This window comes from Pseudomonas sp. FG98 (assembly GCF_057808595.1).
The window spans coordinates 1-22610 of sequence record NZ_JBMDIJ010000093.1; the positions used below are offsets into that span (position 1 = coordinate 1).

Below are 22610 nucleotides of genomic sequence, written 5' to 3' on the forward strand. Positions count from 1 at the left end.
CGGGCGGCGATCCGATTGCCGGCGATGCGCCGCGCGGGCGGCGCTCGATCTTGAGAACGCTGAAAATCCCTCGGCATGCGCCAGCCATCACTGAACACGCCCTGGATAAAAAGCAAAGCGCCGACACTCCCAAAGGAGTGCCGGCGCCTATGTCACTAACGCATCAGACCGCAGCCTGACCCTCGGCCAGGAAGAACCAGGTCTCCAGCACGGAGTCCGGGTTCAGCGACACGCTTTCGATGCCCTGCTCCATCAGCCACTTGGCCAGGTCCGGGTGGTCCGAAGGGCCCTGGCCGCAAATGCCGATGTACTTGCCAGCCTTGTTGCACGCCTGGATGGCGTTGGCCAGCAGCTTCTTGACCGCCGGGTTACGCTCGTCGAACAGGTGGGCGATGATCCCGGAGTCGCGGTCCAGGCCCAGGGTCAGCTGGGTCAGGTCGTTGGAACCGATGGAGAAGCCGTCGAAGTATTCGAGGAACTCGTCGGCCAGGATGGCGTTGGATGGCAGTTCGCACATCATGATCACGCGCAGGCCGTTGACGCCACGGCCCAGGCCGTTCTCGGCAAGCAGGTCGACCACCTGGCTGGCTTCGCCCAGGGTACGGACGAACGGCACCATGATCTCGACGTTGGTCAGGCCCATCTCGTTGCGCACACGCTTCAGCGCACGGCATTCCAGCTCGAAGCAGTCACGGAACGACTCGCTGATGTAGCGCGAGGCACCGCGGAAGCCCAGCATCGGGTTCTCTTCTTCCGGCTCGTACAGCTTGCCGCCGATCAGGTTGGCGTATTCGTTGGACTTGAAGTCCGACAGACGCACGATGACCTTCTTCGGCCAGAACGCCGCGGCCAGGGTGCTGATGCCCTCGACCAGCTTCTCGACATAGAAATCGACCGGGTCGTTATAGCCGGCGATGCGCTTGTCGACGCTGTCCTTCAGCTCTTGCGGCAGGCCCGCGTAGTTCAGCAGTGCTTTCGGGTGCACGCCGATCATGCGGTTGATGATGAATTCCAGACGGGCCAGGCCCACACCGGCGTTCGGCAGCTGGGCGAAGTCGAAGGCGCGGTCCGGGTTGCCGACGTTCATCATGATCTTGAACGGCAGCTCGGGCATGGCGTCCACCGAGTTCTGCTTGACGTCGAAGCCCAGCTCGCCCTCGAAGATGAAGCCGGTATCGCCCTCGGCGCAGGAAACGGTCACGCCCTGGCCATCCTTCAGCACCTGGGTGGCGTTGCCGCAACCCACAACTGCAGGAATACCCAGCTCACGAGCGATGATCGCCGCGTGGCAGGTACGGCCGCCGCGGTTGGTAACGATGGCGCTGGCGCGCTTCATCACCGGCTCCCAGTCCGGGTCGGTCATGTCGGAGACCAGTACGTCGCCTGGCTGGACCTTGTCCATTTCCGATACGTCGTGGATCACGCGGACCTTGCCGGCGCCGATGCGCTGGCCGATGGCACGGCCTTCAACCAGCACGGTGCCCTTCTCTTTCAGCAGGTAGCGCTCCATCACGTTGGCGCTGGCGCGGCTCTTCACGGTTTCCGGACGGGCCTGAACGATGTACAGCTGGCCGTCGTCACCGTCCTTGGCCCACTCGATGTCCATCGGACGCTGGTAGTGCTTCTCGATGATCATCGCCTGCTTGGCCAGCTCGGCCACTTCGGCGTCGCTCAGGCAGAAACGGGCGCGGTCAGCCTTGTCGACATCGACGGTCTTGACCGAACGACCGGCCTTGGCTTCGTCGCCGTAGACCATCTTGATCGCCTTGCTGCCCAGGTTGCGGCGCAGGATCGCCGGACGGCCGGCTTCGAGGGTGTTCTTGTGCACATAGAATTCGTCGGGGTTGACCGCGCCTTGTACGACGGTCTCACCCAGGCCGTAGGCGCCGGTGATGAACACCACGTCGCGGAAGCCGGATTCAGTATCCAGGGTGAACATCACGCCGGCCGTTCCGGTTTCCGAACGGACCATGCGCTGCACGCCGGCGGACAGGGCCACCAGCTTATGGTCGAAGCCCTGGTGCACGCGGTAGGAAATGGCGCGGTCGTTGAACAAGGAAGCGAACACTTCCTTGGCGGCGCGGATCACGTTGTCCACGCCGCGAATGTTCAGGAAGGTTTCTTGCTGGCCGGCGAAGGAAGCGTCCGGCAGGTCTTCGGCGGTGGCGGAAGAGCGCACGGCCACGGCCATGTTCTCGTTGCCGTTGGCCATCTCGGCGAAGGCGGTGCGGATCTCGGCGTCGAGGCGCGCCGGGAACTCGGCGTCCATCACCCACTGGCGGATCTGTGCGCCGGTCTTGGCCAGGGCGTTGACATCGTCTACGTCCAGGGCGTCGAGAGCCTCATGGATCTTCGCGTTCAGACCGCTCTGCTCAAGGAAATCACGGTACGCCTGAGCCGTAGTGGCAAAGCCGCCGGGGACGGATACACCGGCGCCCGCGAGGTTACTGATCATCTCGCCCAGGGATGCGTTCTTGCCCCCCACATGCTCCACATCATGGACGCCGAGCTTATCGAGGGAAACTACGTACTCTACCAAGGTGATCTCTCCACTAACTGTATTGGAAAAGCTCAGGACGCCGGCGCCCCCTGGGGGCTGGCCGGGCGCTTGTGGCCTGGACCTGGAAAATAAGTGAGAATGCCGACGATGTCGTAACGATGGCGTTCGGCAAACCGAACCTATCATATCCAAGAATCGTCACCAGCTTAAGGCCCATGGCGCAAATGAAACGATCTGCCTTCTTCATTTCCGACGGCACCGGCATCACCGCGGAGACCCTCGGGCAAAGTCTGCTAGCCCAATTCGAGAACATTCCGTTCAACAAGTTCACCCGTCCCTACATCGACACGGTGGACAAGGCGCGGGTCATGGTGCAGCAGATCAACGCCGCGGCAGAGCGGGATGGGGTGCGGCCGATCATCTTTGACACCATCGTCAACCAAGACATCCGCGAGGTTTTGGCGACGTCGAACGGGTTCATGATCGACATCTTCTCCACGTTCCTCGCGCCGCTGGAGCAGGAGCTGACGGCCCATTCGTCGTATTCCGTGGGGAAATCGCACTCGATTGGCGGGAACTCCAATTATATGGAGCGGATTGAGGCGGTGAACTTTGCGCTGGATAACGATGATGGGGCGCGGACGCATTACTACGACAAGGCGGATCTGATTCTGGTGGGGGTTTCGCGGTGTGGGAAGACGCCTACTTGTCTGTACATGGCTATGCAGTTTGGGATTCGGGCTGCGAACTATCCGCTGACCGAGGATGACATGGAGCGGCTGCAGTTGCCGGCGGCGCTAAAGAACCACCAACACAAGCTGTTCGGCCTGACTATCGACCCGGACCGTTTGACTGCCATTCGTCACGAACGTAAACCGAACAGCCGATACGCCAGTTTCGCCCAATGCGAGTTCGAGGTCCGTGAGGTAGAGAACCTCTTCCGTCGCGAGAATATCCCGCACATCAACTCCACTCATTTTTCGGTGGAGGAGATTTCGGCGAAGATTTTGGTAGAGAAAGGGGTGGAGCGGCGGTTTAAGTAAACGAGGCTTGCAAGACGCAGCCTAGTGCCCTACTCAAGCTTGGCTGCGATGCAATACCTGAAAGCACTTCTTTACATTCAATAACAGCTCACCACCATCATTGCTTGAAAACCGCCAGCTAGCAGCTTGTAAGGAAGATGGCACGAGCTTGAATCCGCAAAATATGAGGCTCCCGCGTGGCTCGATGATATCTATAGGTCGAACTGCCTAGAATGATCAATGCAATCCAACAATTGGGTTACGAGTTCGGAATCACTAGCTGCGCTAGCAGATTGCTCTAAACTCCTAATGCAGTTTTGGACCAGCGGAGACCAGCGCCCTTTCGCCTGCTTGCTCAGCACAGACAGAATACTCTCTTCAGACACATCAATTTTCTTGTAAGCATCAAGTTCCTCACGAAGTACCGAATCCAGCTCCTCTTTCACCGGCACGTCGCCAATGAGTGCTTGCTCATCCTCAAACGTCTCAACTCCAGAATGCTTCACAGTAACGCACTGCACAGCACCAAGAAACTCTGAAACAGCTAGACTTGCACCAAGGCTCAGGCATCTTACCGTTCCCAGATGAGTGTTACGACGAGGCGAATGGGGCAGGTAAAAATCTACATGCTCTCCCTCCCCTAGTACGAGATCGCTCCACTCCCGCAATGTGTAGCCATCAGAGATCCGCGGGTAGTTTTTTCGCGACTGCAGCCGTGATATTGCCTGATCACTTAACGAGGCCGGATCGACAAGAACACCGTACTTGCGCATCAAATCATGGGTTACCTTCAGCCGGGGAGCCAGAAGATCAGAACTCACCTCAAGCTTGTATGATTCACCTATCTGACTACCAACCTCCTTGAGATTATCCAGTAATTTTGCAAGAACATTTTGCTCACTAGAGGCATCTGGGATAATCCATTCATTAGCCAGCGCTACAGCCTCCCTCGACACTTCAACATCTGATTTTGAAAGCGCTCCCATGACCTGCTCCTCTAAAGTAGTTGATACGGTATCGCTCAAAATGTGAGTGACACACTGTGTAGGTCGGAGTAGCTGCATCTGCATCAACCACAGGATCCGGCTACCCACCCAGCGCTAGCCCCTTCATCGACGCCAACGGGCAAGCCCTGTACTCTGAAAAAAAACGTTGGCATTATTGGCAAAGCGCCATCATCGCGCAAATCTAGCAATTCCTGACGAGAGAGCTCAAAAGTGATAGTGCGGGTCATGATCGCCGGACGCGAGATTGATCGAATCGAGTCCGCGCAGCGAGGCGTTAACGGCGAGTATTTGGTTCGATATAGAAGAAGGATTTGGCCAGTCGACAATGGCTGCATTCACGTGGACTCGCTTCCAGCTATCCCCATGCTTTCGCATGCCAAGCAGAAGAATCACGACTATTTGAGCCTAGCCGAATCACCTCTGCCGACACGACTCATCGACTGCACTGGCTTGCTAAGGTCTGAATTTCCTGCGCTGGGTGACGCTGCGATACTCTCGATTGCAACTCTTGCCCAGGTGGGATTGGATCTGCTTGCCAAAGAAACACTTTTGGACTTTCTCGACCTTATCAATTCCGACAACCAGCCCCGCGATGATGCCCCTTCCAACGCGCCTACCCTAGCCAACGATCTCGATACGGAACCAATGAACGTCTCAACTCTAGGCTCCAATGTGAAGGAGACTGATGAGTGGGCTGTGGATTGGTTACCGCAAAAAGCTTGGGAAGCGCCCGAGCAGGACGATAGCGAACTGAGGGGGCTTGCAAAAGATGCCCAAGCCCGGATTGGCATGCAAAGGTCCCACTCACTCGGCACCAGCGCCATTGATTTTGGCGAATTAGCAGACGACGAAGAGTGGTTGATAGGCACCGCGGCTTCGAAGGTTCCTGTCAACGCTACTCGAGAAGAAACTGCTGGTACCGTTGTCAGTGCGTCGGTGACTGAGGCCTCCGAATCCAAGACAGCTTCACTTCCAGCACAGCACCTGTCTTTCATCGTTGAGCAAGCGTCGCTTCTGAACGAGACCTCTCTGGAGGTACTCAGATATTTCATGGACAATCCAGGAGACAACAGTTCTCATGCGGAATCCGTCACAGGCTGCTCTCGTGGCATGATCAACGGCTTGCTCAATGGAACGCTAAGCCGTTACGTAAAGAAAACAAGCTCTGGAGGATGGTCATGCCACACATGGGTTCCGGATGTGATGGCCGTCCTTGATCATCGCCAGTGAATGGGCTCGATGAATCACTGGGCACTACCGCGGCTTTGGAGATCGAGCAATATGCTTGCGAGCGGAGCTGAGGAGCATTTGATTTCGCACTCCCATATGACCAGCACTGACCACCCTGCTTCCTCCAAAGCGGCCTGGCTCCGAATGTCTCGTTCGACGTTGTACTCGAATTTTTTTGCCCAAAAATCACCATTTGTCTTGGGTGTAGTCGCGTACTTGCATCCTGGGTGCCGATGCCAGAAGCAGCCATGTACAAATATACAGGTCATGAATTTGGGCAGTACAATATCCGGGCTTCCAGGGAGGTCCCTACGATGAAGCCGAAACCGATAACCGTTGGCATGCAGAAATCTCCGGACAACCATCTCTGGCTTGGTGTTCTGCCCCTTGATGCCCGCCATCATCCGAGAGCGGGTTGTCGTGTCAACGATGTCCATTCATCACCTTTTTAAACAGTGTGATTTTATGAGCCGTACCTATCCCATCCAAGTGGTCGATCTCTTTGCCGGACCTGGCGGGCTTGGAGAGGGTTTTTCCTCACATTGCAGTGGCGGCAGTGAGTCCTTCGAAATCAAGGTATCCGCCGAGATGGAGTCATCCGCACACTCTACACTCCGTCTTAGAGCGTTCTATCGTTTGCTTAAACGCGAGCGTCCCGAGAACCTAGAAGACTATTACCACTTCTGTGAAACCGCTGACGTTGAAAAACCTTACACCGAAAGCAGCTATTCCGCATGGCGCCAAGCCGAAAGCGAAGCTCAGCAGATCGAGTTAGGCACACCGGAGGGCAACACCAAGCTAGATCAACTCCTTAAGGATCGCTTGGACGAGTCCAAACCTTGGGTTTTGATCGGCGGCCCACCGTGTCAAGCGTATTCTGTAGTAGGTAGAGCAAGAAATAAAGGCAAGCTCGATTACAAACCCGAAAACGACCATCGACATTTTCTTTACCGCGAATACCTGAGAATCATTCAGCAAAAGAGGCCTGCAATATTTGTGATGGAGAATGTGAAAGGCATTCTTTCATCGACAGTCGGAGGCCAAAGTATGTTCCCTCAAATACTTCGTGATTTGGCCGACCCAGATGCCGCTTGTGGGAAAAGCACAACCGGCCCCAAGTATCGAATTTGCTCTTTGGTATCAGACGATATCTACGAAAGCGGAGCCTCTCCCGATAGTGTATCGCCAGCTAACTATATAATTCATGCTGAAAAATTTGGCATACCTCAAGCAAGGCATCGAGTCATATTACTTGGTGTATCCGAAGAGTACACAAACGCCGTAACTGAACACAAACTATCCACCTGTGCAGCTCCGAGCATAGATCAAGTAATCGGAAATCTACCCCCTTTACGCAGCACTCTTTCTAGGCAAGTAGACTCATCAGATCTATGGGCTGAAACCATAAGAAATCATTTGGCGGAGCTCGCTATAGCAAGTAGTGAAGTTGATGAAAGCTTTAAACTGGCAAACCGCTTGAAAATAATGAGCAAGTCTTTTTCAAGCAATGGATGGAGCAATGGCGGCCTGCGAGTGATGAAGCGTCCAGAATGGGACGGCAAGACAACGACGCACCTGGACCAGTGGCTTGCCGACGATCGGTTGCGCTTCTGGCTTAATCATGAAGCTAGAGGGCATATGAGCTCTGATCTCCGCCGGTACGTTTATGCTGCTGTATTCGCAGATATCAGAAAGCGCTCCCCCAAAGGTCACGACGATTTCAACCTCCCTGGGCTTGAACCCGACCACAAAAACTGGAGAACCGGTAAGTTTAGTGATCGCTTTAGAGTACAGCGCGCTGGCGTACCTGCCACGACTATCACAAGCCATATCGCGAAAGATGGCCACTATTTCATTCACTACGATGCCAAGCAGTGCAGAAGCCTCACTGTACGAGAGGCCGCGCGACTACAGACCTTCCCAGATAACTATTTTTTCTTGGGCAATAGAACCCAGCAGTATCACCAAGTGGGTAATGCCGTACCTCCATTACTAGCATCTCAAATCGCGGACATTGTGGTGCGAATTCTGCAGAGTGGGAAAAATACAGCACCCGCCCTAAGTCAGCCTATCAAGCAGTTCAGCATGTTCGAAACGGAGAGCTAACATGAGGTCCCAGCAGTTCAAGAGCCGTAATGCGCCACCCAAAGCTAGTGCAATGGTCGAGGCGCTGCGTGGCTTAGGATATAACGTGCAAACTGCGCTGGCCGATATTATTGATAACAGTATCGCTGCTGGTGCCAGCGAGATTTATCTCGACTTCCACTGGGCTGAGAATGAAAGCCGAATATCCTGCCTTGACAATGGCAGCGGGATGAATTCCCAGCAATTAGACCGCGCAATGAGGTTAGGCGAGCGAAGCCCTTTGGAGGAACGATCCTCCACCGATCTCGGCCGCTTCGGCATGGGTCTAAAAACCGCCTCATTTTCTCAATGCCGGAGACTGACGGTTGCCACTATCGGTACTGACGGCCTACAGACGTTACGCTGGGATCTGGACTACTTGGCGGCTAGTCAAGATGACGGCTGGCATCTTCTGGAAGGCCCTAACCCTGGATCAGAAGAGTATCTCAACGCGTTGTCAGAGATTAAACATGGCACTTTCGTCCTATGGGAGGTTCTAGATCGGGTGATAACACCGGGAAGTACTGCCAGGGACTTTCTCAATATAGCGGATAACGTTGAACAACACCTTGGGATGGTTTTCCACCGCTACCTCGAGGGCAATCGACCTCGACTGAGAATCTACCTAAATAAGCACCCTGTAAAACCATGGGACCCATTCGAGAGCGGACATCCGGCAAAACCCTTCAATCCGCCTCCTTTTAAACATCCGAGCATTTCAGGTGTAGTCGCCGAGTGCCATGTTCTCCCTCACAAAGACAGACTCACAACGACAGAGTTTGATGCTCTTTCAGGTCCAGAAGGTTGGACTGCCCAGCAAGGATTCTATGTCTATCGAAACGAACGCTTATTGGTAGCTGGTAGCTGGCTAGGGCTTGGTTCCGGACGGTCTTGGACCAAAGATGAAGCGCACAGATTAGCGAGAATTCGTGTCGACATTCCCAATTCAGCAGACGCCGATTGGAAGATTGATATTCGAAAATCCACTGCTAGGCCTCCGGTGTACTTGCGCCCTTGGTTGACTACCTTGGCCGAAGAAACCAGAAGCAGAGCAAGGCGAGCTTTCGCCCATCGTGGCAAGCCGATTCTGCTGGGAAAAAATCAGCTCATCGAAGCATGGAAAGCTGAAAAACTAGCAAGCGGTATACGTTACCGCGTAGATCCTGATCATCCAGCCATCAGAGCAGTGCTGGACGATGCAGGGGCGATGCTTCCACAAATAAAAGCGATGTTACGTGTTATCGAGGAGACAGTCCCAGTTCAACGCATCTGGATTGATACTGCGGAAAATAAAGACACTCCATCTACAGGATTCGAGCAAGCACCTCCCGAGGAGGTACTTGCTCATCTAGAAACACTTTACAAGAATTATGTCCAGAGGAAAGGGTATTCGCCTTCCGCAGCCAAGGCCCAGCTACGTATAACTGAACCATTCCACTCTTTCCCAGTATTGATTGACTCACTTCCTGATACTTTCTAATGGAGCTAGACCTCAAATGTCCGAAGACAAAAAATGGACTGTAGTCAAAATAATTCAAGATCTTCTTTCGGATATTGATGATAAAACACTGATAACCCCCCAGCGAATCACTCAAGAAATAGATGCTTTGGTTAAGTATCGCCCCCCGCTAGGCGAAGGCCTCGACCGCATTGCGGTAGTAGAAGAATTGATACGACGAAATAGCATATGGATTGGTGACGACTCATCGTTGATCAATATGGAAGGCCATATTCCTTGGTTAACAAGCGAGCGCAAGCAGGATTGGCGGTACTGGAGACGTTACCGAGAATGGCAAGAAAGAAAATTGCCATGGAAAGCTATAGAAGGGCTTGATAAAGCCACCGACAAAACTCTATCGATGCTGGAGGATCCGACTCGGGAAGGATCCTGGGATCGCCGCGGCATGGTAGTGGGTCATGTTCAGTCAGGCAAAACTGCTAACTATACCGGACTGATCTGCAAGGCCGCTGACGCAGGGTACAAAATAATTATTGTACTGGCAGGCCTGCACAACAATTTGCGCTCGCAGACTCAAATGCGACTGGATGAAGGATTCCTCGGCTACGAAACAACCGCGGAGAAAAAAGACGGCCCCAAACACCCAATAGGTGTCGGGATCATTGATAGCTCGCATGAGCTACGCCCTCAGTATGTGACCAACAGGTCCGAGACAGGTGACTTCAATCTTAACTTCGTCAGGAACTTAGGGGTCTCTCCAGAAAGCAAGCCTTGGCTATTTGTAGTCAAAAAAAATAAATCAATCCTGACTAGACTACGAAACTGGCTTCATAACCATGTTGCTCGATCAACAGACCCTGAAACCAAACTACCTTTGATCACACATCTGCCACTGCTGGTAATTGATGATGAAGCAGACCATGCATCCGTGGACACGGGAGAGAAAGTAATTGGCGCCGACGGCAAGCCAGACCTAGAACACGAACCCACAGCGATCAACCGCCTCATAAGACAAATTCTACATTCATTCTCTCGCAAGGCTTATGTAGGATATACTGCAACCCCATTTGCAAATATATATATCCACGAACATGGCGAAACAAAAAAAGAAGGACCAGATCTTTTTCCAGCAGCCTTTATAACGAATCTATCGGCCCCCTCAAATTACATAGGGCCTTCCAAAGTATTTGGCCTAGCTAGTGAAAATGGTCGTGAAGGAGCACTGGACCTTGTTCGTCTCGTAAAAGATCATTGTTCCGAAGATGGTAAAAAAGGATGGATGCCTGTCGGGCACAAGAGCAACTACCAGCCGTCAACCCCTATGCCAGCATCTCTTGTGGAGGCAATACACAGCTTTATTCTAGCTTGCACAATCCGGAAGCTAAGGGGCCAAGGTAACCAGCATTCCTCAATGCTGGTACACGTAACACGCTTCAATGCTGTTCAACAGTGCGTATACGATCAGATCGAAGACTATATCTCCCATCTTAATCAACGAATAAAGCGTAAAATTGATCATCATGACTTTATTGATGACCTCAGTCGCTTGTGGGACAGAGACTTTTTGCCGGCTAGCCAGCGAACCGCGAAGCAGAACCCTGAAGAAAGAATCTATGGCTCACTCCAAACTTGGGAGGAGATAGAAGCACAGCTCCCTGATATATTGGACCAAATTGATGTGCGCATGATAAACGGCACAGCAAAAGACGCATTAGATTATGCCGACGACTCCTCTGGACTTAAAGTAATTGCAGTCGGCGGCGATAAGCTTGCACGTGGTCTGACCCTCGAAGGTCTCTGTGTCAGCTATTTCCTCCGGGCCTCAAAGATGTACGATACGCTGATGCAAATGGGGCGGTGGTTTGGCTATCGTCCTGGCTACATAGACCTCTGCCGGCTTTACACCACAGAGGACTTGGTAGACTGGTTCGAACACATAGCCGATGCAGCCGAGGAACTGAGGTCCGAGTTTGATTACATGACAGACAGCGGTCTGACACCTCGCGACTACGGATTGAAAGTCAAATCTCACCCTGTTCTCATGGTGACATCTCCGCTCAAAATGAGAACTGGACGAACACTATACCTATCATTTAGCGGGGAGCTTGTTGAAACCGTAGCTTTTTATAAAACTGAGGAAAAGCTAAAGTCAAATCTAGCCGCCTTTGATAGCCTAACTAACAATATTGGAACCCCTCACCCCATACCCGAGCAGGTAAGACCCGGCCGCATAGACAAGTGGAATGGCGCTAGCTGGAACAACGTTCCCGCACAACCTGTTATAGACTTCCTAAGATCATATAAGACTCACCCTGACTCTCGAAAAGTTCGCAGTGATCTGCTAGCAGACTTCATTGAAAAAATGAGCCTATCAGGTGAGCTTAACAGTTGGACTATAGCCGTTATCGGTGGAGGCGCTCAAAACAGACAGAACGTATCTGGGTACTCTATTAAACGAATGAAACGCTCTAATAGCGCACCGGACAACGAGGACAAATATTCAATCGGCCGCTTGCTGTCACCGCCCGATGAGGCTATCGATCTGGACGAAGCTTCTTGGACGGCCGCACTATCAAGCACACAAAAGGCATGGAAGCCGGATCCAACGAGAAAGAGAGGAAACAGTTATCCAGAAGTACCAAGTGGACCATTTATTAGACGGGTTCGCGGTCAAGGTGCTGACGGAGTGAAAGCTCATCCAGAACGAGGTTTGCTTCTACTCTATATCTTGGATCTAGAGTCATCTAATGTTCATGGTATCGATATACCCGCAATTGGCTTCGGCATCAGCTTCCCCGCGAGCAGCACGCATAAATCTGTCCCTTATGTCGTAACTAATATCCTCTGGGAGCAGGAGTATGGCGGTAGTGAATAGCACCGACATCCAAGGAATCTGGAAGGCTCTCCCCGGAGGAGCCACCACGCTTGGCTGGCGAACTATCGACTTTCTCAAAGCGGGTAGTTGCCAAATTAAGCTCGCACGACACTCGCCGAGCAACGAAGAAGCTGTCCTAGTAGGGTTCGCATCAACCAAAATACCTCCTGCGTCTCGCTTACCGAAAGGACAAGGCTTTCGCATAGAGCGCGCGAATCTCGGTGAAACGCAAAATTCTTATCAGTGGCTGGCGATTATAAGACAGCCATCCGGACCATTGGATTTGTTTGCGGCAGTCGTTTCCGACCTGGCGGGCCTCATAACTGCTTCTGGAACGGCCGCCGAGAACCAGATCTATCAGGGTCTACTGGCTCGCATCCGAGGCTGGCAAGAGTTCATGCGCAAAGGCCACGACGGATTAACTGGTGAGTCCGAGCAGGGACTGGTAGGCGAGCTCTGTCTAATACGCAGACTAGTAGGAGAGGGTGTCCATCCATTTTCTATAATGGATGCTTGGAAAGGTCCACAAGACGGGCTGCATGATTTTATTTTCGAAACCGGCTCTATCGAAGTAAAGTCGACTATAGCCCTTGAGGGATTTCCTGTAACTATCGCTTCACTCGACCAGCTCGATGATTCTCATAGTTCCCCTCTCTATTTAGCCGGTATCCGCTTGGAAGTAAATGAATCAGGCATTACTTTGCCGGAGCTGGTGGAGAGTTTAAGAACTATTTTTCACGCTGACTCCGCCACACTGAAAGAATTTAACTCAAACCTTATCCATGCTGGCTATTTCGACATTCATCAGGACACATATATCCGCCGCTTTTCAGCTCAAGAACTAAAATTAATTCTCATAACCCCTAAATTCCCAAGATTAACACCCGCAAACACTCCCCCGGCGATCAGATGGGCAAAATATCAAATAGACATTGCATCCATAGAAACTGAGACACTCTCATTGCCAGCAGCATTAAGAAACATTGGAGTCATCTGATGGAACTGTTAGACTTTTTGCAAGAAATCCAAAGCGAAATCCGGGATGAACTAAAAAAGGGTCATGAGCCTGGTAAAATCCCAATGTCTGCCGAGGAACTTTTTACTGAACAGGTAATGAATCATCTTTCGGAACAAGGAATTACTTTTGACACAACCGTATGCCACTATGAAGCGAAGCCTGGAACCCAAAAAGTCAAGCTAAGTGGCTATGCTGTATCCGACACTACTGACGAGAATGGAAATCCAGATCGCCTTGACCTCTTCGTGAGCTTATATAAAGGTTCTGAAGAAATTGAAAATCTGGCTGACTCAGAAGTGGCTCGCGCAGCGACTCAAGGATTAAATTTTCTTCGATTTTGCGCGAAAAACCAACTATCCACCAAGCTTGACGCGACTAACAACGTCTACTCTCTCGTAACTGAAATCGAGAGGATTTTTTTGACCTTAGACAGCATCCGAATTTTCATAATTACCGATGCAAAAGTAAAAACCAGAGATTATTCCCCTCAAGAAATTGAAGGAAAACAAGTCAGAGTTGAACTAATGGACATCCAACGCCTTTTCAATCACTGGCAACAAGGCCGCCCAAGGGATGAACTAGTAGTAAACTTTAATGAACTCTGCGGAAGTGCTTTACCAAGTGTTTGGGTTCCCGGATCAGCAAATGAAGAATATGACTACGCCCTTACAGCAATACCAGGAAATGCGCTACGCGCACTGTACGAAAAGTATGGCCCAAGAATACTAGAAGCTAACGTTAGATCGTTTCTAGGGGTAGGCGCAAAAGGTGTTAACAAAGGAATTCGAGATACCTTACGAGAGACACCCGAGCGATTCATGGCCTACAACAACGGGATTGTAATCGTCGCAGACGCAGGAAAGCTCGATAGAACTATCGAGGGCTCACTGGGAATATCATGGCTACAGGGGATGCAAATTGTCAATGGGGGCCAGACTACAGCCTCTATTTATTTCGCCAAAAGGAAACTACCTGAACTAGATCTCGACAAAGTTAGAGTTCCCGCAAAAATAATAATACTCAAGTCCGATCAAAGTGATCCAGAAGAGTTGATTTCAAAAATCTCACGTTTTGCTAACAGCCAAAACGTAGTCAAGCAGTCTGACCTATCGGCCAACAAGCCCTTCCATCGCGAGTTGGAAAAACTGTCCACGCGAGTATATTGCCCAGATGGAGTTGGGCGCTGGTTCTACGAGCGTTCCACAGGTAGCTACAAGGTCATGCTGGAAAAAAATACAACAACCGCCACCCAGAAGAAAAAGCTCCAAGCAGAAATTCCTCCATCGCGCAAACTCACGAAACCTGACGTCGCAAAATTTATTTTCGCTTGGGACCAAAAGCCGCATGTAGTAAGCCTCGGAGCGCAGAAAAACTTCCAAGCCTTTATGGCTGAAATTTCAGAAATTGAAGATACAGGAAGCGATACGACCCCCAACACAGAAACTTACAAGCAGATAATTTCCAAGGCCATCATTTTCAAGTCGGCGCATCGAATTATCAGACCTCTATTTCCTGCTTTTCAGGCCAATATTACTGCGTATACCGTATCACTTTTGGCGGCAAAGCTTGGAAGGCAATTTCAATTCGAAAAAGTATGGCAAGCGCAACGTGTTTCGCCACAACTGGAACGACAAATTTCCATTTGGGCTCACGAAGTCAACGAAGCACTGCACGCAGGCTCCAGTGGAAGAATGATTTCCGAGTGGGCAAAAAAACCTGAGTGCTGGGACTATGTATTACGAAACCGATACTCCGAGAAAATTGATGTCATTCCCGAAGCACCATAACATCATTAAAAACTGCCATTTATTAAACCTATCTTATAGTAAATAGGGGGCAGAAGCTTACGGGCCGATCAAACGGCCCATAAGCAACGCCATAGACTCAACTATGACTATTTTGCGCTGCGACTCCACCCAACAACGACTCCACCAACGCCTGCGCAATCTCCAACGAGTGATAAGTAGCCCAAGCCAACCCACCCACCGCCCTATCCGCCTGCTCACAAACCTGCGTATTAGTCTCGAACGCCGACTTCAAGGTCATCGACAGATGCACCAGTGCATCCTCAATATCCACCCCATCACAAACCGCAAACAGCGGCTTATGCCCATCATTACAAGCACTGAAATGCGTATGAACCGTGGTAAACCGCGGTGGGTCCGGAACGATTTTCTTCATGACAAACTCCTCTGGTCTAAAAAGGATTGCCACGACCCGGCTGTCAAACCGAAGGGGTGGCAACTGTGCGCGGGTTGACAGACCAGGGACCATGAGGAGAAAAACCTGGCGCGCCCGAAGGCGCCCACACGCACAGCCGCCATAACGGGTGGCGTCTCCTCGAAAACGGTCTTCAGGCCTGTCAAAGCCAGTCATTGCAGGGCAATGACCGATGCAGCCTAGGTGTGTAAACCCGGTAGGTTGTTCAGGGAAATGCGACTGATGGGCGGGCAGTAGCTCAGGCTTGAGTGAGGCCTGTGCCAGTTGTAATGGTGGAGCCAAAACACCAAATGCTGCGTTCGCTGCTCGGAGCTCTCATAGCTCCGGGCGTAAGCCCACTCTCGTAGGCTCGTTTGAATGAAGCGCTCCGCTTTGCCATTGGTACGTGGGGTATAGGGCTTGATGCGGATATGTCGCAATCCCAAACGTCGGCACAACCGGCGAAAGTGGTCTGACAGGTAGCAACTACCGTTGTCAGTCATGACTCGAATGAATCGGATATTCAAAGAGCGGTAGTACCGTACGGCCTGAAGCAGAGCTTTGCAGGCGGTGACCCCTTTCTGATTGGCATGCACGCTTGAAAATGCGATGCGCGAGGCATCGTCGATGGCGACATGGACGTATTCCCAGCCGGCCCCGTCCGAGCCCATCGCCCTGGTCCCTGTAATCCGATGCCCTGGCCTCCAGAAGCGAGCCAACTTCTTGATATCCAAGTGCAACATGTCGCCTGGCTGAGCATATTCATATCGCCTGATCGGCGGAGCGGGCTCCAGCTCGGGAAGCCGATTAAATCCCAGCCTCTGGAGTAAACGAGCGACGGTACTGGTTGCGATTCCTAGCTCTTGAGAAATGTTCTGGTAGGTGTATCGAGCCTTACGCTTCTCGATCAATTGCAGCAAGGTTTGCTCTGGTGTGGCGTGAGGGCAAGTGTGAGGACGGGAGCTTCGGTCCAGCATTCCCGCCTCACCCTCCTCGCGATAGCGTCGTAGCCACTTATAGGCGGTACGCACGCTGACGCCTGCAGCCTGGGCCGCCTCTTCGGCACGTAGTCCCTGAAGCATGCGCTGGACCAAAAGAACTCGACCGCGCGGTGTAAGACGAGCATTTTTATGCAGGTTCATCCGGTGGCTCCTGGAAGGCTTGTTGATCGCACTTCCAGTTTTCCGGGTAAGTCCCGGATGAACAACCTACCAAGAGATCACACCTAGGCACCGTTTTCCAAGAGCGCAACGGCAGAAAAGCCGGCGAAGTATGATTGGGAAATTGCCTACAAGAAAGTCGGACCCAGAGGAAGTTTTGTAGCGCTATGCAACACCCACAGCCCAAATAAAAAGGCCCCGACATCACTGCCGGGGCCTTCTTATTTCACCTCAACCCATCAAGACGGAATCACCGCCGACTGCCCACTAAGCGCCAGATCAACCAGCTCCCGGTTGGCAACCGCGTACATGGCGTAATCAGTGCCAGTAGCCGCCCGCAGGTCGTCCAGCATCGCACGCCAGCGTTCAACCATGACGCGATGCTGCTCCATCCACAGAGCCACCCGGGCATCCATATCCTCCGGCGCATCCACCATCTGCAACACGGAGATCGTGATGGCCCGCTGCTGCAGATCGATATCGTCACGGAACGCTTCCCGCGCCAGCGCCTGCCAGTTGTTTTCCACCGGCAGATTGCTGATTTCCTGCAGATACCAAGTCAGATCCAGCGCGCTACCCACAGCGAAGAACGCCTTGGCCACCTGGGCCGGATCCTGGCCGGTAACGTCGGAGGCTTCGATGATCGGCAGCAGGGTGTACAGGTGCGTGGTACCCGCCACCATCCGCGCCAACAGTTCCGGTACGCCTGCTTCAACGAAGCTCTGGTACCGGGTCTGCCACCGTTCACGGGTCGGGCCTTCGAGCAGTTCGTCGAGTTTGAGGCCCAAGGCAGCAATCTGCGGCCCGAAGTGGGCAACGTCACGGCCTGCGTCCTGTTCGTTACGACGGCTGCGCAGGAACCAGCGCGTAGCCCGACGGCCCAGACGCATCAGTTCGTCCATCAGGGTCAGCTGGACTTCGGCCGGGACCTGGTAGTCCAGCGCTTCGATCTGCCGGAACCAGTGCGGCAGGTGGAAGATGTCCCGCACGATGACGTAGGCACCCGCCACGTTGGCCGGGCTCATGCCGGTGGACTCCTTGAGCCGCTGGACGAAGGTGATGCCCATGTTGTTGACCAGGTCGTTGGCGATCTGGGTGCTGACGATTTCGCGTTTCAGGCGGTGACGACGCATGGCGTCAGCGAACTTGTGCACCAGCGACGGTGGGAACGCGGTTTCCATGTCGCGGGTGAGGTAGTCGTCGTCCGGGACCAGGGATTTGAGCAGCGCTTCCTTGAGGTCGATCTTGCTGTAGGAGATGAGTACCGAGAGCTCTGCACGGCTGAGGCCCTGGTTGGCGGCGATGCGTTCGGCCAGTTGTTCTTCCGATGGGAGGAATTCGATGGCGCGGTCGAGCTTGCCGCGGCTTTCCAGGTCGGCCATGAGGCGCTTGTATTCGGCGATGCGTTCCTTGGCGCGGCGCGCAGCAAGGGACAGGGCCTGGGTTTGCTTGTAGTTGTTGCCGAGCACCAGCGCGGCGACTTCGTCGGTCATGCTGCCGAGCAGCTGGTTGCGCTGCTTCTCGGTCATGTCGCCAGCCTGCACAACTTCGTTGAGCAGGATCTTGATGTTGACCTCGTGGTCGGAGCAGTCGACGCCACCGGCGTTGTCGATGAAGTCGGTGTTGGTGGCGCCGCCGTTGAGACCGAATTCGACGCGGCCGAGCTGGGTCATGCCGAGGTTGCCGCCCTCGCCCACTACCTTGCAGCGCAGTTCGTTGCCGTTGACCCGCAGGGCGTCGTTGGCCTTGTCGCCGACGTCGGCGTGGCTTTCTTCGCTGGATTTGACGTAGGTGCCGATACCGCCGTTCCACAGCAGGTCGACCGGGGCCTTGAGCAGGGCGTTGAGCAGTTCGGTCGGGGTGAGTTTGTCGGCTTCGATGGCGAAGCGTTCTTTCATCTGCGGGGTGATGGCGATGCTTTTCGCGCTACGCGGGAAGATGCCGCCGCCCTCGGACATGATGCTGGTGTCGTAGTCGCTCCAGGCCGAACGCGGCAGGTCGAACAGGCGCTTGCGCTCGGCGAAGCTGGTGGCCGGGTCCGGGTTCGGGTCGATGAAGATGTGCAGGTGGTTGAAGGCCGCGACCAGTTGCAGGGTCTCGGACATCAGCAGGCCGTTGCCGAACACGTCGCCGGCCATGTCGCCGACGCCGACCACGGTGATGACGTCCTTCTGCACGTTGATGCCGCGCTCGCGGAAGTGCCGCTGCACGCCGACCCAGGCGCCACGGGCGGTAATGCCCATCTTCTTGTGGTCGTAGCCGGCGGAACCACCGGAGGCGAAGGCGTCGCCGAGCCAGAAGCCGTAGTCGATGGCGATGCCGTTGGCGATGTCGGAGAAGGTGGCGGTGCCTTTGTCGGCGGCCACTACCAGGTACGGGTCGTCATCGTCGTGACGGACCACGTTGGCCGGAGGCACCACGCCGCCGTCCTTGAGGTTGTCGGTGATGTCGAGCAGGCCGGAGATGAAGATGCGGTAGCAGGCGATACCTTCGGCGGCGATGTCGTCACGGCTGCCGCCCAGCGGCAGGCGCCGTGGCAGGAAGCCGCCCTTGGCGCCGACCGGGACGATCACCGAGTTCTTCACTTGCTGGGCTTTTACCAGGCCGAGGACTTCGGTGCGGAAGTCTTCCTCGCGGTCCGACCAGCGCAGGCCGCCACGGGCGACGTTGCCGAAGCGCAGGTGCACGCCTTCAACCCGCGGCGAGTAGACGAAGATTTCGAACTTCGGCACCGGCTTGGGCAGCTCGGGGATCAGCTTGGGATTGAACTTGAAGCTGAAGTAGGACTTGTTCTGGCCGTTGGCGTCCGGCTGGTAGAAGTTGGTGCGCAGGGTCGCCTTGATCAGGTCGAGGTAGCGCCGCAGGATACGGTCTTCGTTGAGCACCTGGACGTCGTCGAGGGCGCTGAGAATCGCCTGTTCCAGACGCTGTTGCTTGTCTTCCAGGTCTTCGGCGGTGAGCTTGCGCGCCAGGTAGAAGCGGGTCTTGAACAGCCGGGTCAGCTCGCGGGCGATGTCGGTGTGGTTGTTCAGGGTGCTGGCGATGTAGCCGAGGTCGAAGCCCAGGCGGATCTGCTTGAGGTAGCGGGCGTAGGCGCGCAGCAGGGCAACATCGCGCCATGGCAGGCCGGCGGTCAGCACCAGGCGGTTGAACGCGTCGTTTTCCGCGTCGCCATTGACGATATGGACGAAGGCGTCCTGCAGGGTGTCGTTGAGCTGCTGGATATCCAGGCTCAGGCCTTCGCTGTAGGTGAAGGCGAAATCGTGGATCCAGAACTCGCGGCCATTGGTGTGGCGCAGGCGGTACGGGAACTCGCCCAGCACGCGCAGGCCGAGGTTTTCCAGGATCGGCAGCACGTCGGACAGCGCCAGCGGGGTATCGGCGTGGTACAGCTTGCAGTGCAGGATCTGCTTACCGGCCTGGGTCAGCGGCTGGTAGAAGCTCATCACCAGCGGCTTTTTCTCCGACAGGTTGAGCACGTGCTGCATGTCGACCACCGCCGAGTGCGCGGCGAAGCGCTCGCGGTAGCCGGCCGGGAAGCCTTTGGGGAAGTCGGCGAGCACGTTGGTGCCCTGGGCTTCGCCGAAGGCCTCGACGGTCAGTGCGGCGTAGTCGTCCTGCCACGAGCGGCAGGCCTGGATCACTTCGTTTTCCAGCTGTTTCGGGTCGATATCGATGCGGTTCTTCGGATCGACCCGCAGGATCAGCTGGACGCGGGCCAGTACCGATTCGGAGAAGAAGGTCCAGAACTCGCAGTCGCTGGCCTTGAGGCGCTCCATCAGCACCTGCTGGATCTTCTGCCGTACTTCGGTGGAATAGATGTCACGCGGCACATAGGCCAGGCAGTAGCAGAAGCGGCCGTACGGGTCCTTGCGCAGGAACACGCGGATCTTGTTGCGTTCCTGGATCTGCACGATGGACATGACGGTGTTGAACAGCTCGTCCACCGGGGTCTGGAACAGGTCGTCGCGGGGCAGCACTTCGAGAACCTGGGCCAGTTCCTTGCCCAGGTGGGCCTTGGCGTCGAAACCGGAACGGCGCTCGACTTCGGCGACCTTGTCGCGAATGTACGGGATCTGGTGGACACTTTCGCCATACACCGAGGAGGTGTACAGGCCCATGAAGCGGCATTCCTTGATCACCTTGCCGTCGGCGTCCAGCTGGCGGATCGACACGTAGTCCGGGTAGGCCGGACGGTGCACGCGGCTCGGGTGGGCGGCCTTGGCGAAGGACAGCAGCAGCGGCTCGTGCAGGTAGGCGACGGCGTAGTCTTCGATGCGCAGGTCTTCGGCGGTGAGGCCGGCGCGCAGCAGGCGGGTCAGGCCGAGGAACGACTGCTCGTCATACACCAGCTGGCCGCCCTGGGCGTCGGCCTTGACCACGAACTCCTCGTAGCCGAGGAAGGTGAAGTGGTTGCCCACCAGCCATTCGAGGAAGCTCTTGACCTCGGCCTTCTCGCCGGCGACCGCCGGGTACGGGGTCTGCTCGACCAGTTGCAGCAGCTCGCGGACCTTGTCCTTCATCGGCTCGAAATCGGCCACGGCGACGCGCACTTCGGCCAGCACCTGGGTCAGCTCGTGGGCCAGCACCGCGAGTTCGGCGGCGTTGGCGCAGCGGTCGATCTCCAGGTACATCAGCGACTCTTGCAGCACGCCCTCGCCCTGGGTGCCCTTGGGCAGGATCTCCAGCAGCTCGCCATCCTTGCCGCGACGCACGCTCAGTACGGTGGTCTGCAGGGTGTGGATGCTGTAGCCGCGGCGGTTCAGCTCGGTGCGCACCGAGTCGACCAGGAACGGCAGGTCATGGTGCAGGACTTCCACGGCGGTGTGGGTCGACTGCCAGCCATGACGCTCGTAATCGGGGTTGTAGACATTGACCTGGGGCTGGGCGTGATCGAAGCGCTCGATGATGCGCCAGGCAGAGAGGGTGCAACCGACCAGGTCGGACAGGCGACGCTGGGTGAGTTCGTCAAGAGAGATGATGCCGAAGAACTGCTCGGCGAACAGCGCCACTTGTGGCAGTGCCTGCTCGCTGATGTGCTGCGCCAGGGCGGCTTTCAGTTGATGCTGGAAGTCGGCTTTGCTGGCTGCGGTGAAAAACGCCATCTGTGGTACTCCGCTTGGGCTTTGTTATGGGGTGGAGCGTCGCGCGTGTCCGCTTTATCCCGCATCAACCATAGTCAATGTCGGGCGCGGCGGAGGGGAAATGCGAAAGAGCGAGTGCCTGGTTGACCGGTCGGTCACACCGAGATGGATATCTGCAAAAACCACTGTCGTCCGGAGCCAACTGCGTCTTTACGGGTATCCATCGACACCGCAGCTTAACGACAGGCCGCCCGCCCCTGCTTGCGGTGCTGCGACATATTCGGTCATTGAGGTGCAGCCGGAGATTCATCCCATGGGCAAAGGCTGGCACACTCGCGGTTCATTTCCCTTATCGAGCCGTGCCATGCAACTGACGTCTGCGCTGATCTTCGCCAATCCCTGCGATGAAGAAGAGGACAACCTCGCCACCCTGGGCAGCAACAGCAGCCAGGGCGAGCTGTTCATCATGAGCCGCTACCCGGACGAGGACGAAATCGACCTGCTGCTGGACGAAGAAGGCGACACCCTGCGCGATATCAAGGTAACCCTGAGCGCCACCCGCCTGCTGATCGAGACGGCGCCGGGTGCAACCGACCTGTTTGGTGGCGATGATGTGCTGGAGATTGCCCTGGATGGGGCGATGGGTGATCTGGATGAGGTGGAGCAGGCGTTGAAGGTGATTCTGCAGGGGACCGGGACCTTCGTCAGCGAGCGTTGAAGCTGATGGCCTCATCGCTGGCAAGCCAGCTCCCACAGGGACCCCGGTCGGCCGCAAGACCCGAGCCCGACATGAAACCTGTGGGAGCTGGCGTTGCCAGCGATGAGGCCGGCAGGGGCAAAATGGTTGCATGACCGGACGCCATCGCCGGCAACGCCGGCTCCCACAGGGACCCCGGTCGGCCGCAAGACCCGAGCCCGACATGAAACCTGTG

Annotated in this window: 14 protein-coding genes; 8 read left to right on the forward strand and 6 right to left on the reverse strand. The window is 55.0% G+C overall.

Translation table 11 applies throughout. From position 1 onward, the window contains the following. Positions 1 to 163: 163 nt before the first annotated feature. Entirely contained in the window at positions 164 to 2539 is a 2376-nt protein-coding gene (gene ppsA, locus ACODSK_RS28690; protein ID WP_489020966.1) for a phosphoenolpyruvate synthase, read from the reverse strand. Between the two features lie 185 nt (positions 2540 to 2724). Here ppsA and ppsR point away from each other — a divergent pair, with 185 nt between their 5' ends. Beyond that, entirely contained in the window at positions 2725 to 3543 is an 819-nt protein-coding gene (ppsR, locus tag ACODSK_RS28695; protein WP_330078115.1) for a posphoenolpyruvate synthetase regulatory kinase/phosphorylase PpsR, read from the forward strand. A 191-nt stretch (positions 3544 to 3734) separates the two neighbouring features. Here the strand turns inward: ppsR and ACODSK_RS28700 are convergent, their stop codons facing one another. After that, a complete protein-coding gene (locus ACODSK_RS28700; protein ID WP_489020967.1) occupies positions 3735 to 4508 on the reverse strand; it encodes a hypothetical protein in 774 nt (257 codons plus the stop codon). Positions 4509 to 4754: 246 nt separating this feature from the next. Between ACODSK_RS28700 and ACODSK_RS28705 the strand changes: the two genes are divergently transcribed. Beyond that, on the forward strand, positions 4755 to 5759 hold the full coding sequence (locus tag ACODSK_RS28705; protein WP_489020969.1) for a hypothetical protein: 1005 nt from the start codon (positions 4755 to 4757) through the stop codon (positions 5757 to 5759). Between the two features lie 14 nt (positions 5760 to 5773). Here ACODSK_RS28705 and ACODSK_RS28710 read toward each other — a convergent pair whose 3' ends face one another. Then, on the reverse strand, positions 5774 to 6196 hold the full coding sequence (locus tag ACODSK_RS28710) for a very short patch repair endonuclease (protein WP_489020971.1): 423 nt from the start codon (positions 6194 to 6196) through the stop codon (positions 5774 to 5776). 28 nt (positions 6197 to 6224) lie between these two features. Here ACODSK_RS28710 and ACODSK_RS28715 point away from each other — a divergent pair, with 28 nt between their 5' ends. The 5 genes from ACODSK_RS28715 to ACODSK_RS28735 are packed head-to-tail and all read left to right on the forward strand — an operon-like array spanning position 6225 to position 15022. After that, on the forward strand, positions 6225 to 7865 hold the full coding sequence (locus tag ACODSK_RS28715; RefSeq protein ID WP_489020973.1) for a DNA cytosine methyltransferase: 1641 nt from the start codon (positions 6225 to 6227) through the stop codon (positions 7863 to 7865). A gap of 52 nt (positions 7866 to 7917) precedes the next feature. Beyond that, a complete protein-coding gene (locus ACODSK_RS28720) occupies positions 7918 to 9363 on the forward strand; it encodes an ATP-binding protein (protein ID WP_489020987.1) in 1446 nt (481 codons plus the stop codon). A 16-nt stretch (positions 9364 to 9379) separates the two neighbouring features. Then, positions 9380 to 12217: a Z1 domain-containing protein gene (locus ACODSK_RS28725; RefSeq protein ID WP_489020975.1), complete on the forward strand. Its 2838-nt coding sequence runs from the start codon at positions 9380 to 9382 to the stop codon at positions 12215 to 12217. Beyond that, positions 12201 to 13214 (forward strand): PD-(D/E)XK motif protein, encoded by a 1014-nt coding sequence (locus tag ACODSK_RS28730; RefSeq protein WP_489020977.1) that lies wholly within the window; start codon positions 12201 to 12203, stop codon positions 13212 to 13214. The genes ACODSK_RS28725 and ACODSK_RS28730 overlap by 17 nt, the downstream gene beginning before the upstream one ends. Beyond that, positions 13214 to 15022 (forward strand): AIPR family protein, encoded by a 1809-nt coding sequence (locus ACODSK_RS28735; protein ID WP_489020979.1) that lies wholly within the window; start codon positions 13214 to 13216, stop codon positions 15020 to 15022. The genes ACODSK_RS28730 and ACODSK_RS28735 overlap by 1 nt, the downstream gene beginning before the upstream one ends. 97 nt (positions 15023 to 15119) lie before the next feature. On the opposite strand, the gene ACODSK_RS28740 is transcribed toward ACODSK_RS28735, so the two are convergent. The 3 genes from ACODSK_RS28740 to ACODSK_RS28750 all read right to left on the reverse strand — a co-directional run bounded on the left by ACODSK_RS28740 (position 15120) and on the right by ACODSK_RS28750 (position 21699). Further along, the gene (locus tag ACODSK_RS28740) at positions 15120 to 15416 is read right to left on the reverse strand and encodes a DUF3077 domain-containing protein (RefSeq protein WP_489020981.1); all 297 of its coding nucleotides are present in this window, start codon (positions 15414 to 15416) and stop codon (positions 15120 to 15122) included. A gap of 218 nt (positions 15417 to 15634) precedes the next feature. Next, positions 15635 to 16576 carry an IS481 family transposase gene (locus ACODSK_RS28745; protein ID WP_489020982.1) on the reverse strand — a complete coding sequence of 314 codons (942 nt, stop codon included), beginning with the start codon at positions 16574 to 16576 and terminating at the stop codon, positions 15635 to 15637. 257 nt (positions 16577 to 16833) lie between these two features. Next, on the reverse strand, positions 16834 to 21699 hold the full coding sequence (locus tag ACODSK_RS28750; RefSeq protein WP_489020984.1) for an NAD-glutamate dehydrogenase: 4866 nt from the start codon (positions 21697 to 21699) through the stop codon (positions 16834 to 16836). A gap of 343 nt (positions 21700 to 22042) precedes the next feature. Here ACODSK_RS28750 and ACODSK_RS28755 point away from each other — a divergent pair, with 343 nt between their 5' ends. Continuing rightward, positions 22043 to 22396, forward strand: a complete 354-nt coding sequence (locus ACODSK_RS28755) for a hypothetical protein (protein ID WP_489020985.1) — start codon at positions 22043 to 22045, stop codon at positions 22394 to 22396. Positions 22397 to 22610 lie beyond the last annotated feature (214 nt).

Coding starts and splice junctions, on each gene's coding strand:
- ppsR (WP_330078115.1), top strand. CDS start 2,725: ATGAAACGATCTGCCTTCTTCATTTCCGACGGCACCGGCATCACCGCG.
- ACODSK_RS28700 (WP_489020967.1), bottom strand. CDS start 4,508: ATGGGAGCGCTTTCAAAATCAGATGTTGAAGTGTCGAGGGAGGCTGTA.
- ACODSK_RS28705 (WP_489020969.1), top strand. CDS start 4,755: ATGATCGCCGGACGCGAGATTGATCGAATCGAGTCCGCGCAGCGAGGC.
- ACODSK_RS28710 (WP_489020971.1), bottom strand. CDS start 6,196: ATGGACATCGTTGACACGACAACCCGCTCTCGGATGATGGCGGGCATC.
- ACODSK_RS28715 (WP_489020973.1), top strand. CDS start 6,225: ATGAGCCGTACCTATCCCATCCAAGTGGTCGATCTCTTTGCCGGACCT.
- ACODSK_RS28720 (WP_489020987.1), top strand. CDS start 7,918: ATGGTCGAGGCGCTGCGTGGCTTAGGATATAACGTGCAAACTGCGCTG.
- ACODSK_RS28725 (WP_489020975.1), top strand. CDS start 9,380: ATGTCCGAAGACAAAAAATGGACTGTAGTCAAAATAATTCAAGATCTT.
- ACODSK_RS28730 (WP_489020977.1), top strand. CDS start 12,201: ATGGCGGTAGTGAATAGCACCGACATCCAAGGAATCTGGAAGGCTCTC.
- ACODSK_RS28735 (WP_489020979.1), top strand. CDS start 13,214: ATGGAACTGTTAGACTTTTTGCAAGAAATCCAAAGCGAAATCCGGGAT.
- ACODSK_RS28740 (WP_489020981.1), bottom strand. CDS start 15,416: ATGAAGAAAATCGTTCCGGACCCACCGCGGTTTACCACGGTTCATACG.
- ACODSK_RS28745 (WP_489020982.1), bottom strand. CDS start 16,576: ATGAACCTGCATAAAAATGCTCGTCTTACACCGCGCGGTCGAGTTCTT.
- ACODSK_RS28750 (WP_489020984.1), bottom strand. CDS start 21,699: ATGGCGTTTTTCACCGCAGCCAGCAAAGCCGACTTCCAGCATCAACTG.
- ACODSK_RS28755 (WP_489020985.1), top strand. CDS start 22,043: ATGCAACTGACGTCTGCGCTGATCTTCGCCAATCCCTGCGATGAAGAA.